Raw genomic sequence first — 19,641 nt, forward strand, 5'->3', positions numbered from 1 at the left:
CCGCAGAATCACCGGCCGAAAGTCAGAACCTGTGGACATGGGGGGTCGCGAAGTGCGTGTGTTGTTGTCGACGTATGGATCGCGCGGGGACGTCGAACCGTTGGTGGGACTCGCGGTGCGGTTGCGGGACCTCGGCGCGGAGGTGCGGGTGTGCGCGCCGCCGGACGAGGACTTCGCGCAGCGGCTGGCCAGTGTCGGCGTGCCGATGGTGCCGGTCGGCCGGTCGGCGCGCGCGCTGACGACTGCGGCGCCGCCGCCGTCATCCCTGCCCCGGCACGCGGCCGAGTTGATCGCCAGCCAGTTCGACGCGGTCACCGCGGCGGCCGAGGGATGTGACGCGCTGGTGGCGACCGGCATGATGCCTGCCGCGGCCGGCGCGCGGTCGGTGGCCGAGAAACTGGGCATCCGCTACGTGCACGCGACCTTCCAGCAGCTCACCCTGCCGTCGCCGCACCACCCGCCGCTGGCGTACCCGGGCCGGCCGTTCCCGCCGGAGGTGACCGACAACCGGATGCTGTGGGACCTGGACGCCCAGAGCATCAACGCGCTGTTCGGTGAGGCGCTCAACACCAACCGGGCGTCGATCGGCCTGCCCCCGGTGGACAACGTCCGCGACTACGTCATCGGCGACCAGCCGTGGCTGGCGACGGACCCGACCCTGGACCCGTGGCAGGAGACACCGGACCTCGACGTCGTACAGACCGGCGCGTGGATCCTGCCCGACGTTCGCCCACTCCCGGACGACCTGGAGGCGTTCCTGGACGCCGGCACACCACCGGTGTACGCAGGCTTCGGCAGCATGCCCATGCGCGCCTCGAAGGACGTCGCCCAGGTGACCATCGAGGCGATCCGCGCGCAGGGCCGCCGCGCACTTGTTGGGCGCGGCTGGGCGGACCTGGCCCTGATCGACGACCGGGACGACTGCTTCGTCGTCGGCGAGGTCAACCACCAGGCACTGTTCGGCCGGGTGGCCGCCGTCGTGCACCACGGCGGCGCGGGTACCACGACGACGGCCGCCCGGGCCGGCGCGCCCCAGGTGGTGGTACCCCAGGCGACGGACCAGCCGTACTGGGCCGGCCGGGTGGCCGACCTGGGCATCGGCGCGGCACACGACGGTCCGACCCCGACCACCGAGTCCCTGTCCGCCGCGCTCACCACGGCCCTGACCCACGAGACCCGCGCACGAGCGACCGCCGTGGCCGGCACGATCCGCACCGACGGGGCAGCGGTGGCCGCGACGCTGCTGCTCGACGCGCTCAGCCGTGAGAAGCCGCCGATGTCCGCGTGAACCACGCGGGATCGTCGAGCCACGGGAAGTGCCGGAATTGGACACGGTCCCTCGTGGTCCGGGCGACCTCGACCGAACGCTGGGCCTCGTCAGGCTCCAACGGTCGCCCGAACACCTCGGGCCGGCGCCCCACCTCGGCCACCTCCAACAGCCAAGCCTGGACCATCACGAGCAGCCCATCCACACGACACGATTACAACGCCAACGTTCCTTGAAACGGCGCTAGCGGCGTCGCGTTGAGGCCCCGCTTCTTCGTGTTCTGCGAGGGGCTTGACAAGAGGGGGAAGGCAAAAAATGGCGTGCCCTCCATAACCCAATGAAGAACCCGCCGAATCTAACATCTGTTCAGCCACTGTGAGGGGTATGTGTCAACTCAGGGGTACGAAGACGAATTGCGGTCCGAGCGGAGCTACGTGGCCGGGCTCTACACGCGGCTCGACGCCGAGCGCGCGCGGGCGAAGGGCAAGTACACCGCTGCGTTGCGGGGAAACGGCGGGACACCCATGGAACGGGATGTCGAGGTGCGGGCGCTGGCCAAAGAGATGAAGCGGCTGGACGTGGCGGACAACGGGTTGTGTTTCGGTCGGTTGGACACCCTTTCAGGCGAACACTCGTACATCGGCCGGATCGGCCTTTTCGACAAGGAGAACGACTACGAACCGGTCTTGCTCGATTGGCGGGCACCGGCGTCGCGCGCGTTCTACACCGCCACCGGCGCGAACCCGGAGAACATGCGCCGGCGCCGCCAGTTCCACACTCGCGGGCGTCAATTGGTCGATTTCACCGACGAGGTGTTCGGTCGCCCCGATGGCGGCGAACGAGGGGACGCCGCCCTGCTCGCGGCGGTCAACGCGCCGCGCGGTGAGGGGATGCGCGACATCGTGGCGACGATCCAGGCCGAGCAGGACGCGATCATCCGGCTCGACCACCCGGGGGTGCTGGTGATCGAGGGTGGCCCGGGCACCGGCAAGACCGTGGTGGCGCTGCACCGCGTCGCGTACCTGCTCTACACCCAGCGGGAGCGGATGGAACGCCATGGTGTGCTCGTGGTCGGGCCGAACCCGGCGTTCCTGAACCACATCGGCCGCGTGCTGCCCTCGCTGGGCGAGTCCGACGTCGTGTTCATGACCACCGGTGACCTCGTGCCCGGTCTGCGCGTCACCGCCGAGGACACCCCGGAAGTTGCGCGGCTCAAGGGCTCGCTGAAGATCCTCGACGTGCTCGCGGCGGCGATCGCCGACCGGCAGCGGCTGCCGAAGCACCCGCTGCCGATCGCTCTGCGGGACGTCACGATGCGGATCGACGCCGAAACCGCCGAGTGGGCGAGGGATGAGGCGCGCGCGAGCGGGCTGCCGCACAACGAGGCCCGCGCGGTGTTCACCGAGATCGTCACGTACGTACTCACCGAACGGGCGATAGCCCGGATCGGCCGGGGCTGGCTGACCCGGGAGGACCGCGAGGCGTGGGAACAGCTGCGGGCGGACCTGCTCGAGGAACTCGCGGACGACGACACGTTCACCGCCGCGCTCGACGAGCTTTGGCCGATCCTGACTCCGGAAAACCTGCTGGCGCAGCTGTACACGTCCCCCGAGCGGCTGCGAGCTGCAGGCGCTGACCAGGCGCTGCTGCGCGCCGACGGCGACGCCTGGACGGTGTCGGACGTGCCGCTGCTCGACGAACTGGTCGACCTGCTGGGCCGCGACAAGCCGGCCGACCAGGCCGCCGAGCGGGAACGCAAGGCCGAGGCCGAGTACGCCGCCGGCGTGCTGGACATCCTCAAGATGGAGCGCCAGGACCTGATGGACGACGAGGACCATCTGCTCGCCCAGGACCTGCTCCACGCCGAGGACCTGGCGGACCGCTTCGTCGAACGCGACACCCGTGACCTCGTCGAACGCGCCGCCGCGGATCGGGACTGGACCTACCGGCACGTCGTGGTCGACGAGGCCCAAGAACTGTCCGAAATGGACTGGCGGGTGCTGATGCGGCGCTGCCCCGGCCGATCCTTCACGGTGGTCGGCGATCTCGCCCAACGCCGCTCGGCCGCCGGAGCGACATCGTGGGACACCATGCTGGAGCCATACGTGCCCGGCCGCTGGGTCTACCGGTCGCTGTCGGTGAACTACCGCACCCCGGCGGAGATCATGACCGTCGCCGCCGCGCTGCTCGCCGAGTTCGCACCCGGAGTCCAGCCGCCGGAGTCGGTCCGCGCGTGTGGGGTCCAGCCATGGTCCAGGCGGGTCACCGAAGACGAACTGCCCGCCGCCATCGAGGAGTTCGTGCGGGACGAAGCCGGTCGCGAAGGCACCAGCGTCGTGATCGGGCCACCGGGCGTGCCGGGCGCAGTGGTGGCGTCGGAGACGAAGGGTCTGGAGTTCGACGCCGTCCTGGTCGTGGAACCAGAACGGATCCTCGCCGACGGCCCCCGCGGCGCGGCCGAGCTCTACGTCGCCCTCACCCGCGCCACCCAACGCCTCGGCATCCTGCACCAGGGCCCGTTACCGCAGGTCCTGACCGGACTCGCCGAAACCGGGACACCCGCTTAAGCCGGGAATCAACGGTTGGCATGGCGATTCGCGTGCGGCCGGCCCTGAACCAGAGCGTGACCAGACGACACGGGAACTCCGGGTAAATGAAGTTCTCAGGCGCGCCGCCGGGCGGCCCGACGGACAGATTGAGCAGGAACTCACCACCAACAGCGCGGCTGACCGACAGCGATCCGGACCCGATGCCGGGGTCGCCGTCGATGGCCGTGGCGGTCCAGGAGGTTTCGATCCCTAGCACGTCGATCCCGTGGAGTCCGGACGCTCCCCCGCAGCATTGGAGCTCCTGTCACGTTTGCTGCTGTGGGAGTCGACGCCAACTGATGAGGGTGCGGGCCAGGGTGAAAAACTCCTGACAGATGTGGAGACGCCGTGCCCAGTGCAAGGCCAGCCGGCGGAACCGGTGGAACAGAGCCAGGCCGCCGTCGCGGTCGTCCCCGATGTCCTTGCCCCGATGGCACGGCATCCACCAACGGCACCCGCTGCGATGTCTTTGCTGCTCACACCGGTCACCGTGGCTGCCAACGGACAGGGTGCCCCGGCATCGCAGATCACTGGTGTTTCCACAACGGCCACTCACAGCAGCACCTGAGCAAGATCGACCCAATGTGCTGACAGCTCTTGGGCAGTAGCCCGCGGGCGTTGGCCCCGGGCGTGCACCCATGCACGTCCTGGACGCGTCCAGGACCCGTCCAGGACTGTCGGACGCTGGAGCTACGCGTCCGACGGCTCCTAGTGTCGGAGGCGTCGCAAAGCACACGGCGGAAACAGATGCCCGCTGTGCGGAATCCCTCTCCCCTTGGAATCCATCGAGTGATCCGTGGGCCGTCCGTGAGCCCGTAGGCGCGCAAAGCGGTCCGCCGTGGCGCGCGACGCATTCCGAAAGCACCGTCCAGAAGGAGGACTTCGTGTCCAAGGTACTGGAATCCGTCAGCGGCAGGCTCCTCAGCCTGTTCGTTCCGAAGGTGGAGGCGGCGGCAGCGCTGCCGGAGTGTGAGTGCTTCCCGCGGTGCTGGCAGTGCGCTGGCAGCCGGTGCTGCGTCAACACCAAGTGCGGCTCGATCAACTGCTACTACAAGTGCCCGGGTTGCTGATCCGGTGACGTAAGGGGAAACAGGCCGGGGACTCCGGTGCGTACCGCCCGCGCCATGGGCACTCGCCCACCGGTGTTCCCGGTTTCCCGCCGCCGAGGAGGATGCCAGTGCAGTACGCGGAAATCGGCATACGTTTTCTGATCGGCACGGTGTTCGTGGTCGCTGCCGTCGGCAAGGTGGCGAGTGAGCGGTCGTTCGCCGCGTTCACCACGTCGCTGCGTCAGCTGGATCTGGTGCCCGTCGCGGTGGCCCGGCTCGCCGCGGTCGCCGTGGTCACGTGCGAGTGCGTCGTGTGCCTGCTGCTCATGGTGCCGCAGCCACGCGTCGCGGGGATCGGGCTCGTCGGTGCGGCGGTGCTGCTCATCGTCTTCACGGCGGCCATCGTCGGTGTCGTCGCCCGGGGCACCCAAGCGGTGTGCCGATGTTTCGGCGGCGGCTCCACGGCACCGCTCGGCGTGCGGCACATCGTGCGGAACGTGCTGCTCGCCGGCCTCGCCCTGCTCGCGGCGAGGGCAACCCTGCTCCAGGAAACCGGCCCCGTGGAGCCGGCGGGTCTGGTCGTGGCGGCCCTGGCCGGGCTGCTCGTCGGTGGATGCGTGGCCGCGCTCGACGAGATCGTGGCCCTGTTCCGCCCCATCGACCCCGGTCGACCGGTCCACACCGCCCACCCGGCTCGCCGGGGGACGTGACCCGCGCACCCACCCGTACCGACCGCACGTCGTCGTTCCGTCAGATCGGGAGAATGGGAGACACCTGTGTCCTTCGTTATCGCCGCCGTTGTCCTGGTCGGGCTGCTGTGCGCCCTCGACCTGCTGCTCACCGTCGGTGTCATCAAACGCCTGCGGGAACATACCGAACTGCTCTCCGGGAGGGGCGGCGGCCAGGTGTCCCTCGGGCCGGGTGACGAGGTCGGAAAGTTCTCCGTGACCACCGTCGAGGGAGAGCCGGTCCACGACGACATGATCAACAGTGAGACGGTCGTCGGGTTCTTCTCCCCCACCTGCGGTCCCTGCAAGGAGATGCTCCCGAAGTTCGTGGAGTACGCCAGGGGTGCGCCCGCCGGCCGCGAACAGGTCCTCGCCGTGGTGGCGGCGGACGGTCAGCAGGATGCGGAGGCGGTCGCTCCGATGCTGTCGACACTGGCTCCGGTCGCCCGCGTGCTGACCGGCAGGGATGCCGACGCGGTCGCGGGCGCCTGCAAGGTGCGGGCCTTCCCCGCGCTTCTCAGGATCAACCGGAGCACGCGCGGCCGGCTCCTGGTGATGGCCAACCAGGTCGACCTCGACCGTCCCGCTGTCGCGTCCCGCTGAGTCGCGATGAGCGAGCGCGTCAACCCGGCGAACGCCGTACGACTGGTGGCGCGGGCGGCACCGGGCACCCTGGCGCTGTACGCGGTACCCGCGCTGGCCACCGGGTTCTCCCCGGTCGTCACCGCCTGGTCCGTCAAGCTCATCATCGACAGCCTCGCCGCCGGGGCGACGACGGCGCGTGAGCTGCTCCTGCCCGCCCTCGTCCTGGTGGCCACCGGCGTGGTCACCGGTGCCGTCCCGCACCTGACCCAGTACCTGCGCACCGAGCTGGACCGCAGGGTCGGACTTCACGCCCAGGACCGGCTGTTCCTGGCCGTGGACCGGTTCGCCGGGCTCGCACGGTTCGAGGATCCCGACTTCCTGGACCGGCTGCGCCTCGCCCAGCAGACGGTGGTCGCCTCGCCGGTCGCCAGGCAGGCCGTGGAGGGCATGCTGGGAGTCGTCCGGGCAAGCTTCACCGTCGTGGGCTTTCTCGGCTCCCTGCTGGTGATCAGCCCTCCGACGATGGCGCTGGTGCTGCTGGCCGCGGTGCCCACCCTGGTGGCGGAGCTGCTGCTGTCACGCAGGAGCGCCAACACGACGTGGGAAATCGGTCCCGAGGAGCGGCGCCAGTTCTTCTACATGGGCTTGCTGGTCAACGTCGAGGCCGCCAAGGAGATACGACTGTTCGGCACCGGCGGTTTCCTGCGCGGCCGGATGCTCGCCAGCAGGCGCAGGGCGGACGCCGCCCGCCGGGTCGTCGATCGGCAGGAGGCCCGGCTGCGTGTCGGGCTCGGCCTGCTCGCCGCGCTGGTCGCCGGCGCGGGTCTGCTGTGGACGGTCGGTGCGGCTCGGGGAGGCGGGCTCACCCCCGGTGACGTCTCCGTCTTCCTTGCCGCCGTGGCCGGGGTCCAGGGGGCGCTGACAACCTTGGCGGGTGATCTCGCGGGCGTCCAGCACGCCCTGCTGCTGTTCGGGCACTACGAGGCCGTGGTGCGCGCCGGGCCCGAGCTGCCCATGGCCGCCGAGCCACGCCCGCTTCCGCCGCTGCGGCACGGGATCGAGCTGCGCGACGTGTGGTTCCGCTACTCGCCACGCCATAACTGGGTCCTGCGCGGCGTGAACCTGTGGATCCCCGCAGGGCGCTCGGTCGCCCTCGTCGGCCTCAACGGTTCGGGCAAGTCCACGCTGGTCAAGCTGTTGTGCCGGTTCTACGACCCGACCCGGGGCACGATCCTGTGGGACGGCGTCGACCTGCGCGACGCCGACATCACCGACCTGCGCCACCGCATCAGCGCGGTGTTCCAGGACTACATGGACTACGACCTGACGGCCGCCGAGAGCATCGCGCAGGGTGACCTCGGCGCACTCGACGAGCCCGAGCGGATACGGACGGCCGCCCGACGGGCCGGTGTCCACGACGTGGTTGCGGCGCTGCCGCAGGGCTACGACACGCTGCTGTCCCGGATGTTCTTCACCAAGGCGGACAACGAGGACCCGGGGACCGGGGTCATGCTGTCGGGCGGGCAGAGCCAGCGGTTGGCTCTGGCACGGGCGTTCGTCCGCGAGCGGCGCGACCTGATGATCCTGGACGAACCGTCGGCCGGCCTCGACGCGGCGGCCGAACACGAGATCCACACCTCGCTCCGCGCTCATCGAGAAGGGCGCACCAGCCTGCTCATCTCGCACCGCCTGGGCGCCGTGCGTGACGCCGACGCGATCGTCGTCCTCGAGCGGGGTCGGATCGTCGAGCGCGGCACCCATGACGAACTCGTCGCCCGCCAGGAGCGGTACGCGCGGCTGTACGCACTCCAGGCGGCTGCCTACCGGACTGCCCCGGGTCCGCCTGGGCCTGTCGTGTCCAGTAACGCCTCCGCGCACGGGCCGTGACACGTCCGCACGCGGTCCGTGCGGCGCACACTCCCGCTCACCCCGCACCCCGTACAGGAGAAGGCGTGATGAGTTCTGGCAGTAGCCCCAGTAGCCGGGCCGTCCCCGACCACGACACCAGGGCGGAGACGGCCGTCGACCGTGCACTTGCCCGGTCGCGGCACGCACGCGCGTCCCGGGTCGCCCTGTACGCGGTCGCTGTGGCCCTGTGGAGCGGCACGGCGGCGCTGCTCACCGCGAGGAGCCCCGTGTGGGCGATGCTGTGCGGTGTGCCCGCCCTGCTCGTCAGCGCGGGGGCCGCGCTCACCCGGGCTGCCGAGCGTCGGATGGTCGCGGTGAGCGTGTCCGGCCGCAGCATGGAACCCGCGTACCGCGACGGTGACCAGGTACTGGTCCGCCGCCGGATGAGGCCCGCGCGCGGTACGGTGGTCGTCGTGGAACGGCCGCCGTTCCGGGCGCCGTGGCCGGAACCGCCCGTCTCCCGTACCGCTCCCGCCCACGTGATCTACGCACGGCAGTGGTACATCAAGCGCGTGGCGGCGGTTCCGGGCGATCCCGTTCCCCGGTCCGAGGTGCCCGCGCTCGCGGACGTACCGGGTCAGTCGGTGCCCGAGGGGATGCTCGTCCTCTTGGGCGACAACAAGGACGAGAGCTACGACTCGCGGTACGTCGGGTACTTCCCGGCGGCGCGTGTCCTCGGCACGGTCGCGGGGTCGGGTCAGTCCACGGCACGGATGAGGAACACCTGACGGCCCTTGCCCACGCAACGCTGCATGACGGCTTCCGCGCCGGGGGCGGCACTCGACCCCCTGATGCCCACACACCCCTGGCCCTCGACCCGGAGCACGTACCGGCCCTTGTCCAGCTCACCCGAAGGCTCGACGCTGAACAGGCTGCCATCGTCGCAGTTGTCCTTGGGTTCGAGCAGTCCCGCACCCTGTCCGCTGGTCAGCGCTTTCAGGCAGCCCGTGCCGTAGTCCGGGTGGTGCCACTGTATTCGGTACCGCCCGTCGCCGACGAACTCCAGCAGCGTGTTCTGCGGTGCCGTCTCGTCGCAGGGCCGCTGCACCGCGACAAGCGGGGTGTACCGCCAGTCCCGGACCCGGCCGTCGGTCAGGCACAGGCCGGGGGCGTCCGCGACCCTGATCGTCACCCAGCCGGTGGGCGGCGTGGCTCCCGCGGAGACCGACGCGGCCGCCCGGCCCGGGAGCGTACGCCCCCAGGGGCCCACGTCGAGTACGGCGACAGCCCCGACAACCGCCCCTATGGCGGCCACCACGGCGGTCACGACGAGGGCGATGACGGCGATCGTCAGGCTCAGTGGCCGCATTACGAAACCGCCCCGGGCCTTGGCCCGGGGCAGCTGTTGCGGCACCTCTACCTGCGCCGCCGCACGCGGCGCGTGATCGCGGGCGATTCTTTCTCTGGCCTCGCACCACTGCGCCACCCGCTCCTCTTCACCGCAGGCACGCACGAAGGCGACCAGCAGGTCGGGCCGAGGCAGCAGGTCGCGGCCGAGCATGCTGGAGACGGTACTGCGCGGCAGTATGTCTCCCGCAGCCGCCGCCCGCCTTTCGAGCTGTCGGTACGACAACCTGGAATTCTTCTTCAGCTGGCGCAGCAACTCCATGAATGAGGGCAAGTCGGTGACTTCTCCGGGCTCACAACCTCTCTGGTGTGCCATGGGGCCGATCTTCCTCGCCGTCGTGGGGGCTCACAACGACCATGTCTGTCATTGACATCGGCAGGCGGCCAGTAGGGGGGACACTTGCGGGAACCCCGTGTCATGTTGAGGACAAGGTGTAGGCGCCCGGTCTTCGCGTAGCCGTCGCGGAGATTGTTGTGGTGGCCCAGGGTGCTGCACGCGGTCCGCCCAACCGTAGATCCAGTGGCCTGTAGGACGAGGGGAGGCTGCGGCAGACCCCCAGATGGGTTCGCCCCGCTGCCGCAGCACTCCCCTGACCGTCGTCGGTGCCATCATGTGAGGCGCCGGGTGATGTTGCGATGCCAGCCTGCCTTCGATGCGCTGTCGTGCGGTAGGCGTTGCCCGTCGCCTTCGCCAAGCGGCGACGGACGACACCTGGGACGCGGGGACAGCAGCACCCCAAACTGTTCGCATGGAGCCACAACGACCATCCGGCCACAGCGGTGATCGGATCATTCCGAGACATACCTACCGAGCTACGACACATCACGATCACACGGCGGTCGAAACTCGAGGCTAGGTCGCCGTTACCAAGGGCAGTTCGGTCAACCCTGTCGTCCACTGGGCGCAGTGTGCGTATTCCTCGCTAGCCGAAGGACGCGAAGCTCGGCATCCTGCGCACGAGAGCCGGTCGAGGGTACGGGGTACGCATGACTGAACAACCATGGCCAGTCACGTTCGGTGCCGAACTGCGGAGACGGCGAACCGCGGCGGGGTGGTCGCTGAGCGAGCTCGCCAGAAGAGTGCACTACAGCAAGGGACATCTCGGCAAGGTCGAGACCGGGGGCAAGGCGGTCGGTATCGATCTCGCCCGGCGCTGCGACGCGGCCCTCGAGGCCGATGGGCAGCTGGCCGCGTTGGTCGCCAGGCCCTCGTCGGACAGCCCGCCGCCGGCGACCGAGACGGCGCACGACGACGAGGTCTGGGTGATGGCTATGGAGCCGGACGGATCGAGCCGGATGGTGCCGATGCGCCGCCGCCAGGTACTCACCGCGGGTGCGGCTTCGCTGCTGGGGCTGAACCTGACCCCCCAGGGCATATCGGCGACGGCCCAGCAGGATGCGACGATCGCGGCTTTCCGATCGTTGTTCGAACAGATCCGGCAGCTGGGCCAGACGACGAGCCCGGGTGTGGTGCTGCCCACCGTGGTCGCCCAGACCCATACCCTGCGCGGCCTGGCCACGGGCGCCTCCTCCCGGACGCGGCAGGACCTGCTGCGGTTGGCCGCCCGCTACGCCGAGTACGCCGGCTGGATGACCCAGGAAGCCGGTGACGATCGCGGGGCACTGTGGTGGACTCGTGTCGCGGTGGAGATGTCCGCTGCCGCCGGAGACACCGAACTCTCGACCTACGCCCTGGTTCGGCAGGCGTTGCTGACCCTGTACCGGGAAGACGCCGCCGGCACGATCGACCTTGCCCAGCAAGCCCAGGCCGACCATCACGCCTCGGCACGCACCCGTGGCCTGGCCGCACTGCGCGAAGCGCAGGGACATGCCCTGGCGTGCGACTATGACGAGTGCTGGCGCGCGCTGGACCGGGCTACGGTCCTGCTGGACGACGCCGGGGAACATGCCCACGGAGATTTGGTGGTGGGCTCGGCCTCGGTGACCGGGTCGGGTCTGAGCGCCGTGGTGGCCGGATGGTGCCTGCACGATCTGGGCCGCCCCCACCGGGCCGGGGACATCCTCGACCAGCAACTGGCCCACGTCCCCGACACCGCCCGGCGCGTCCACGCCCGGTTCGGTGCCCGCCGGGCCCTCGCCTATGCCACCGCCGCCGAGGTCGACCACGCCTGCGCCCTGACCCACCGGGTCCTCGACAGCGCCGAACTCGTCGACTCGGCCACCATCCGGGTCGATCTCCGCCGCCTCGCCCGCACCCTGTCCCGTTGGCACAACCACCGACCGGTACGCGAGCTGTTCCCCCGCCTCACTGCAGCGCTACGCATGTCAATCGCCTGATCGCCCCCTTGTCGGCCGAGAAACCCCGCTGCCAACCTCGGCACCCCAACCGCTGGTTCAGCCACTCCGGGTGCGCAGAGGTGATGCCTACGTGGGCGGTGTGTTCATCAACTACCGCACCGGAGACGGCGATTTCGCAGCGACGCTGATCGCACGCGTACTGATGGAACGGTTCGGTGCGGAGCACGTGTTCCTGGCCAGCAAGTCGATCCGGCCCGGCGAGGACTTCGCGGAGACGATCCTCGAACGGTTGACACGCTGTGACGTGATGCTGGCCATCGTCGGCCCTCGCTGGCACGCGGTGACCGACCAACGGGGTCGACGCAGGATCAACGACCCGCGCGACTGGGTATACCGGGAGATCGCCGCCGCGTTCCACTACGGCCTGCGCGTGATCCCGGTGTTCCTCGACCACACCGCCAAGTTGTCCGAGACCGAACTCCCCCCAGAGATCGCGGCTCTGGCGCGCTGCCAGTTCCTCCGGCTGAGCCACCGCAACGATACGCGGGATCTTGCCAGGATGCTCGACGAGCTCGCCGACCTGGTACCCGACCTCGTCCTGGTCCGTGTTCTCCGCACCCCTCCCCGTCCCAGCAGGGACCTGGTGCCGAGTGCATGGTTGCGGGCCGAGTACGAGATCGTGCCCTTCACGGGGCGACGCACGGAACGCGCCGATCTCACCGCCTGGGCCAACTCGTCGAAGCCGGTGTCGGCCGGGCTGATCAGCGGGCCGACCGGACAGGGCAAGACGCGCCTCGCCCAGCAGGTGTGCCAGGAACTCGCCGAACGAGGCTGGGTCGCCGGGTTCGTCCATGACCAGGCCGCGTCGGCCGACCTGGCCACGGCGAGCAGGATCCACGGCCCGCTGCTCTTCGTCATCGACGATGCCGAGGCGCGCTACGAGCAGGTCCACACCTTGGCCGGGGCACTGATGGAACGTCCGGCGACCGCGTCACCGGCACGGCTGTTGCTGCTCAACCAGGGGACCGGGGAATGGCTACGCAGGCTACGTACCGCCTCCGATGACCGCGTTGCCAGCCTGTTCCGCACCCTCGTCGTCCATCCGCTCGCCCCGCTGGCCCCCTCGGCGGCCGATCGCCACATCGAGTTCCACCGCGCGTTGGACGCCTTCGCCGAGTACCTCCACCTGTCCACCGCCGGCCTTACGGCACCGCAGGATCTTGTTCAGCCGCGTTACGCCGGTGTCCGGGTCATCCACGCCGCCGCACTCACCGCACTCCTGCACAAGAACAGCGGCGGTCCCGATCAACACGGCGCGTCCGTGCCACCACCGGATCCGGAGCTGCACCGCGCGGCCCAGCCAGAGTGCCCGTACCGCGGGCTACAACCCTTCCAGGAACAGGACGCCAGGTTCTTCCGTGGCCGCGACCCGCAGGTCAAGCAGCTGAAGTCCCTCATCGAGCACCACAGCATGGTGATGGTCATCGGCGCGTCGGGCAGTGGGAAGTCCTCCTTGATCCGGGCCGGTCTCCTGCCCGCTCTGCGCCAACAGAACGTGACGGTGGCGGTGTTCCGACCGACCCCCGGTATCGAACCGTTCGAGCTCCTCACGCATGCCCTGCGGCCCACGGTCGGAGCCGAGCGGACCAGCCGGCTGGCCGCCAAGGACGTCGCACTGCTCGCCGATCCGATCGTCGACGCGGTGGGGCGCCTGGTGCTGTTCATCGATCAGTTCGAGGAACTCGTCGCCACCGATCCGGCCGCGGCTCGGGAGCTGCTCGGCCTGGTGGCCACGCTCGTGCGGGCCGCACCACCACGACCGGCCGAGGCCCCCGCGCTGCGGGCGGTGTGTACCGGACGGTGGGCGGACCTGGACGAGATCCTCACCTCCGACCTTGCGGCCCTGCTGCAGACCGTCGCCGTGCCCAGGATGGGCCCGACCGAGCTGCGTTCCGCCATCATCGGGCCCGAGGACCTTCCCCTGGTGTCCTTCGAACCCGGCCTGGTCGACCGGATCGTCACCGACGCCGCGGACGCACCCGGTCAACTGCCCCTGGTGGAATTCGCGTTGACCCGGCTGTGGGAGGCGCGACAGGGCGCGACCCTGACCCACCAGGCATACGACGAGCAGGGTGGGGTGGCCGGGGCACTGGCCACCTATGCCCAGGAGGTTTGTGACCGGCGGCTCCTCCCCGACGAGAGGAAGCTGGTCGAGCCGTTGCTGGTGCAGCTGGCCCGGCCGAGCGAGGACGGGGGCTTCGCACTCACTCCGGCTCAGCTCGATCAGCTCAATCCGGCACTGCGTGCCCTGGCCGGCACACTGGCCACCCACCGACTGGTGGTGATCCGTCAGGACCCGGGCTACCCGGAAGTCGTTGCCCTGGCCCACGAAGCCCTCATCCACCAGTGGCCGCGGCTGCGCGCATGGCTTGCCGCGGCGCAGGACTTCCGGTCCTGGCAGGAACAACTCCGCGTCGCGCTCGCCCAGTGGCGGCAGTCCAACCGCGATCCCACCACCCTGCTCCGCGGTGCCCCACTGGCCACCGCCGAAGACTGGCTGGACAAGAAGAGCACGGCTCTCACCGATGAGGAACGGGACTACATCGCCGCGAGCCGCGCCCACCAACGTCGAGGGGTGCGGCGCTGGCGGCTCATCACCGCGCTGATCGGGGTACTCGCACTGGTCGCAGCCGCCTCCGCCGCGATCGCGGTGAGCCGGAACGAGGAACTCGCCGACCAACTGCGCCGAGCAGCCGCCGTAGCCCTGGCGCAGGAGGCCCAACGGCGCTCCGAGACGGATCCACTGATGGCCCTGCAGTTCGCCCAAGCGGCGTGGCGTCACGACACGTCGCGGCCGGAGGCGTACGCCGCGCTGCTCCAGCAGTACCTCAGGTACGCCGACGTCGAGGAGATACGCACCGGCCTGTGGTCCGGTCCCGTTGCCGAGGTCGCGAGCACCGAGGACGGCCGGGTGACCGCCGTTGCCGAGGAGGACGGCACGATCACGTTGTGGACGGACCTGTTCGGCCCAACCCCGCAACGTTGGTTCGTCGCCACCGTCCCCAACCTGTCCCTACTTCGCCTCAGCCCGGACGGTCGCTGGCTCGCGGTCATCACCGACCGGGGAGGAATCACTTTGTGGGATGTCGACACCCGAAACGGTCCGCTCCCACTGCGCACCGCAAGGTCGACGACGCTGCGGTCCCCGGACGTGCGGAGCGCACGGTTCTCACCAGACGGAAAGGTTTTCGTCGTGACGCTCCGACAAGACGCTTCCGGAACATCCGGAGTTCGACCACAGTTAGTTGAGGTATGGGACACCCTGCAGCGGAGGCAGATCCCCTACAGCGGCGCTGCGGCAGCCACGGAGAGCGCCTCCGTGCTGCGGGTCGAACCAGACGGAAAAAACGCCTGGTTCGACGAGCAGAGTCGCGACGAGAACCGGAGGACCGTTCTTCGCGACCTCACCACCGGAGCAATCCTCCGCGAGGTTTCCGCGGACCTCGTCACCGCGGCCGGATTTTTTGTCGAGTGCCAGGACAACCAAAAAGCTGACCGCATGCTGGTCCGTGACCCTGCGGGAGTCACGCTCTTCACCAAGCCAACGCGACGTTGCCCACCCGGCCCGTCCGCCGGCATGGACGTGAGCGGAGGTTTCGCGATACTTCGGGAGGACGCAACGGATCTCTCCCTCCAACAGCTTTCCTTGATCGACATGCGCTCCGGGCAAACCTATTCACTCCGGACACCACCCAGCCGCAAGAATCAGGGCAGCACGACAAAACTTATCGTCCTACGTGCCGGGTCCGGCCCGCCGACGGCGTATATGATCCACCCCGACGCGCTACTTCGTTTTCGCTCACCCACCCCCACAGACGACCTCGATCAGTTCGACTTCTCGGCGGATTCCGAGGCCACGGCGGTGAGCCCGGACGGGCAGCTTCTGGTAACGTCACCGCACACTTCGAGTGACCGCCTACAACTCCTCGCGTTCGACCTGCGCACGCACCGACTGATCCACGGCGAACCAGTTACGGTGGCCGACACGGCGGGGATGGGAGAGGCTCCTCACCTGGCCTTCAGCAAGGACGGACGCCGGCTGCTCGCGGTCGGAGACTTCGGAGGTCTCGTGGTAATTCCAGCGACCGACCTCACCGCGAAGCGCATGATCCCGCTGGACGTCGAGATCCCGCTGGAACCGCAACCCCCTCCCAGAACGAGCGACGGACATCCACGACGTACGTTCGAAAGAAATCTGTCGATCATCCCCGTCACCGCCGACGAGGTCGCCATTCTCCGTTCCGGAGGGTTCACCAGACGCAGGATCAGCACCGGGGAAGAGCTACCGCCGGTGAACCTGTTCCGCAGCCCCCAGGAAAGACACGATTCCGAGTATCGCGCCACCGCGATCCCCTGGCCCGACCACCCGCACGAGGTACTGCTGACGTCGACCAACGGCGTGGAGCTGTGGGACATGAAACTCGCGCGACTGGTACATGCCTTCCAGGCTCGGCCCGGAAACATGGCACCCACCGTCCTGGTCGATCCCACCGCGCCACGTGTCGCCGTGCACGACAAGGTCGCCGGGAAACTCGATCTCTGGCGGCTGGAGCACGAGGACGGCAGGCCCCGGCCCATCCCCGTGCCCAGCGGCCTGTCGCCGGTCGCCTTCGTACCGGACAACAAGCTGGTTGCTGGCTCCGGGACCGCCAGCCTGCGTATCTGGGACCTTGATACCGGTGGGGAGATCACGAGCCTGCGGGTGTCCGGCGCTCCGGGGAGCTGGTCCGTGCACGACGAGCGACTGCTGGCCCCGAGCAGAAACGGACTCCTGTCGATCGACATGGTTCCCGAGCACTGGATCGAACACCTGTGCCGGATCAACGACCGGGACCATGCTCCCCACGAACGTGCGGCGCTCCCCACCGGAGCCGACACCTCCGCACCGTGCCAGGTGTCCGACCAAACCGGCTCCTTCTTCAGCCACACCTGACGCCACGACACCCCTGGGGGTTACCGACCGACGTGTTCCCACCCCCGTCGACGACGACGCCGGGATTCGCGTTAATGCCGTACGCGGCATTGTTCTCAGTATGGTTGTGTGAAACTACGATGACACTACCGGCGCCGACGTCCGAAACATGGAGACCATCCTCCCGCCGGATTTCGTTCCCGGCATGGCCATTGGACACGAACTGGTTGTGGGAAATCTCCAGCGGGCCGACCACCCCGGCGGACATCGGCGCTACATACAGTCCGTGCCAGCCGTTCTGGACGAACTTGTTCCTGGTGAGTACTCCGCTCCCACCAAACACAATCACTCCCGAACCCTTCGAACCCCGGAAAATGTTGTCGGAAACAACGAACGACTTCCAGAAACTGGTGGAAAACTCCCGGGTCAGGTCGAGGTCATTTCCGGTCATGACCGAGTGTTTCGCACTCATGTCATCCAGGCGCGTGATCTTACTGTTCTTCAGCGTGCCGGTTCGACAGTACGGTCCGAGGGAACGCAAATGCAGGTTCTCGGTTGACACCACGTTCACGGATGAACTGACAACCTCCATATCACCGCCAAAGCAGGTGATACTACCCGCCTGCAGGATGCCACCCTGGACGGTACACGAGCTTTCACCCGCGCATTTTCCCACCCCACGCCACTCGTTCCCCCGAAGAGTCGATCCCGTGATCACGACCGATGAGCCGTGATCGAAATGGAACAGATGGAACGCATTTACGGTACTCGCGCGAACCCTGACGTCGCGCGCCCGCTCGCCAACGAGAGGAAACCCGCTGGTTTCGCGCGACAGCGCCGATATTTCCACATCGGCAATATCGACACCCGAAGCACCCACCACTTTTACACCAGTGGGGTACCGGGCGATCGCACCGTTGCGGATGTTGATATCCTTCAGCGCATCGCCCTCGACGAGTATCCCGACACCCGTGCTCGACGGCATGTCCGTAGCAATCGTGTGACCATTGAGGTCCAGATCGACATCGCTGGCGACGATTCTCAGTGCGGCGGCCTCTCCGGTACACCTCAGGTCCTCGCTCAGGGTGACGCTGTGTGTAACGGCGTCACCACAACGTACGTCCGGCTGTTCCAGTGCCACGGTGAAGTCTTTCGACTTCTGGTGGGAGCTGGTGCCGGCAGTGACGGTGAGCGTGACCGTGTAGCTGCCCGGGCCGGTGAAGACGTGTTGGAACACGGACTCGTTCGATGTGGTTTCCGTGCCTCGCTCGCCCACCACGGTCCAGTCCCAGGTTTGCGGTCGCCCTCCCACCAGTTCAGCACTGAAACGCACCTTCTGGCCGACCTGGGGTGTCGCGGGCTGCACGTGGAGCCGGGCGATACGTGGCGGCGCGGCCGGTGAGTCGATGCCGACCCGAGCCGCGGCATACGCGAGTCGTCCCGTCGTCAACTGGGCAGCGACACTGACCAGGTAGTTGCCCGCGTGCTCCCATCGATGGCGCACCGTGGTGCCCACGGTCTCCGTCCCATCCCCGAAGTTCCACCGAGCGCTGGTGACACCTGCGGCACCCTCGGGGACAACAGTGAACTCGAACTCCTCACCGACAACGCCGTGATCTCGTGGCCGGACGACAATGGACACCGGGGTACTCTCCGGCGGCTCCGGTTGTGTTTCGGTGGCACCGCTTCCGACCACGGGAGGAACCTTGTCGGGCGGGCCGGTGGGAACGGGATTGGGTGGCCCGGCCGGACCCGGTTCCGGTGTGTTGCCGCCGGGAACCTGAATGGTCCCGTTGTCGGAGCGTCCCGGGTCGTACTTGGTGACGGGCCTGATCCGGCCGTCGAGCTCCAGTACGCCGGCCCGCTCGCCGTTGGGGTCGTTGTAGAAGATCACCCCGTCGCGGGACACCAGCTCGAAACGTACGTTGGGGCTGAACAGTTGTCGGTCGGCCACCACCCGCATCTGCCCCAGGTCGACGATCCACACCCGACCGGTCGCATGGTCCGGAACCACAGCGTGGTTCTTCGCCTCGACGGCCGCACCGAAGTCCCCGCCGCCGGTACCAAGCGCAATCGGGTCAGCGCAGGAAGCAGCAGTGAAGGCACAGACTATGAGCAACCCCCGTGAACCGACGGCCACAAGTAGCCTGCGCTGCCCCGGTGAGCCGCTCACCGCAACGCTGTCATCCGGCCGTATATCCAGTGTCAGCGACTCTTGCACCGCACCGGTGACCACATCGAGCAGTTCCACCGTACGGCGCGTGGGATCCAGCAGCGCCGGTTGGCCCTTGGTCAGGGTGAGCCGACTCCCGCCGGGTGTGGCCGCCCCGGCGCGCGCATGCCGGGTGCCACCGGATAGCCAGACAAGGTCACCGGTGCGTCTATCCAGCAGCCACAGCCGGCCGTCCGGATCCGTCACCGTTCCCTCGGCAGCGATCTGGGCGTTGAGCGGGTACGGGGTGCCCTGGGGCACCAGATCACGGGGGTCGGTCTTGGCGAGCAAACCGCGCTGCGTGTCCACCGCGTAGAGCGCGTCGGGAGTCGGGAACACGGCGAGTTGATCGGGGGAGCCGATCACCAAGGCCGCCGACTTGGTGGGCTCCAGCGTTGCGCCGTCGACGCGGACCACAGATCCGTCCGACCGATTGAGCGCGTATCCGGTCGTCCCCTGCTGCATGGCGTGCAGGGAACTGTTGGGCGCCGCCACCGGCACGCGGGCCATGACCTCGGCTGAGGCACCGTCGAGTAGCGTCAGCTGCCCTACCTTGTTCGAGGCCAGCCATGCGATCCCGGCGTGCAGTCGGATCTGGGGCGCTCGATAGCCGTGGTCGGCTCCGATGACAATGATCGCGGCCAGCAGCGTGGTCACGGCGCTGGTTCCGGCCGTGATCCGGGTCCATCTCGGGGCGAGACGGCGCAGCATGCGCAGTTTCATCCG

General features: G+C 68.6%; 12 protein-coding genes. 9 read left to right on the forward strand and 3 right to left on the reverse strand.

What is annotated here, in order from left to right; genetic code table 11:
• The first annotated feature begins 37 nt into the window (after nt 1-37).
• Both IEY55_RS04325 and helR read left to right on the forward strand, forming a co-directional pair.
• Nucleotides 38-1,288, forward strand: coding sequence for a glycosyltransferase (locus IEY55_RS04325; RefSeq protein WP_229685992.1), 1,251 nt, complete (start codon nt 38-40; stop codon nt 1,286-1,288).
• Between the two features lie 365 nt (nt 1,289-1,653).
• Entirely contained in the window at nt 1,654-3,834 is a 2,181-nt protein-coding gene (gene helR / locus IEY55_RS04330) for an RNA polymerase recycling motor ATPase HelR (protein ID WP_189054053.1), read from the forward strand.
• Nucleotides 3,835-4,120: 286 nt separating this feature from the next.
• On the opposite strand, the gene IEY55_RS04335 is transcribed toward helR, so the two are convergent.
• Nucleotides 4,121-4,297 carry a hypothetical protein gene (locus IEY55_RS04335; protein WP_189054055.1) on the reverse strand — a complete coding sequence of 59 codons (177 nt, stop codon included), beginning with the start codon at nt 4,295-4,297 and terminating at the stop codon, nt 4,121-4,123.
• Between the two features lie 442 nt (nt 4,298-4,739).
• Here IEY55_RS04335 and IEY55_RS04340 point away from each other — a divergent pair, with 442 nt between their 5' ends.
• From IEY55_RS04340 to IEY55_RS04360, 5 genes are all read left to right on the forward strand, one after another.
• Complete coding sequence (locus tag IEY55_RS04340) at nt 4,740-4,925, forward strand: hypothetical protein (protein ID WP_189054057.1); 186 nt, start codon at nt 4,740-4,742, stop codon at nt 4,923-4,925.
• Between the two features lie 107 nt (nt 4,926-5,032).
• Nucleotides 5,033-5,614 (forward strand): MauE/DoxX family redox-associated membrane protein, encoded by a 582-nt coding sequence (locus IEY55_RS04345; protein WP_229685993.1) that lies wholly within the window; start codon nt 5,033-5,035, stop codon nt 5,612-5,614.
• A gap of 66 nt (nt 5,615-5,680) precedes the next feature.
• A complete protein-coding gene (locus IEY55_RS04350) occupies nt 5,681-6,235 on the forward strand; it encodes a thioredoxin domain-containing protein (protein ID WP_189054061.1) in 555 nt (184 codons plus the stop codon).
• 6 nt (nt 6,236-6,241) lie between these two features.
• Nucleotides 6,242-8,104: an ABC transporter ATP-binding protein gene (locus IEY55_RS04355; protein ID WP_189054063.1), complete on the forward strand. Its 1,863-nt coding sequence runs from the start codon at nt 6,242-6,244 to the stop codon at nt 8,102-8,104.
• Between the two features lie 68 nt (nt 8,105-8,172).
• Nucleotides 8,173-8,853, forward strand: coding sequence for a S26 family signal peptidase (locus tag IEY55_RS04360; RefSeq protein ID WP_229685994.1), 681 nt, complete (start codon nt 8,173-8,175; stop codon nt 8,851-8,853).
• Here the strand turns inward: IEY55_RS04360 and IEY55_RS04365 are convergent.
• The gene (locus tag IEY55_RS04365) at nt 8,823-9,626 is read right to left on the reverse strand and encodes an RICIN domain-containing protein (protein WP_229685995.1); all 804 of its coding nucleotides are present in this window, start codon (nt 9,624-9,626) and stop codon (nt 8,823-8,825) included. The two genes, IEY55_RS04360 and IEY55_RS04365, sit on opposite strands and share 31 nt — an antisense overlap.
• Before the next feature lie 833 nt (nt 9,627-10,459).
• Here IEY55_RS04365 and IEY55_RS04370 point away from each other — a divergent pair.
• Nucleotides 10,460-11,770 carry a helix-turn-helix domain-containing protein gene (locus tag IEY55_RS04370; RefSeq protein WP_189054065.1) on the forward strand — a complete coding sequence of 437 codons (1,311 nt, stop codon included), beginning with the start codon at nt 10,460-10,462 and terminating at the stop codon, nt 11,768-11,770.
• A gap of 91 nt (nt 11,771-11,861) precedes the next feature.
• On the forward strand, nt 11,862-16,724 hold the full coding sequence (locus IEY55_RS04375; RefSeq protein ID WP_189054066.1) for an nSTAND1 domain-containing NTPase: 4,863 nt from the start codon (nt 11,862-11,864) through the stop codon (nt 16,722-16,724).
• Here IEY55_RS04375 and IEY55_RS04380 read toward each other — a convergent pair.
• Nucleotides 16,711-19,638, reverse strand: coding sequence for a PKD domain-containing protein (locus tag IEY55_RS04380; RefSeq protein ID WP_189054068.1), 2,928 nt, complete (start codon nt 19,636-19,638; stop codon nt 16,711-16,713). The two genes, IEY55_RS04375 and IEY55_RS04380, sit on opposite strands and share 14 nt — an antisense overlap.
• Nucleotides 19,639-19,641: the final 3 nt, after the last annotated feature.

This window comes from Longimycelium tulufanense (assembly GCF_014645795.1).
GTDB classification, from domain to species: domain Bacteria; phylum Actinomycetota; class Actinomycetes; order Mycobacteriales; family Pseudonocardiaceae; genus Longimycelium; species Longimycelium tulufanense.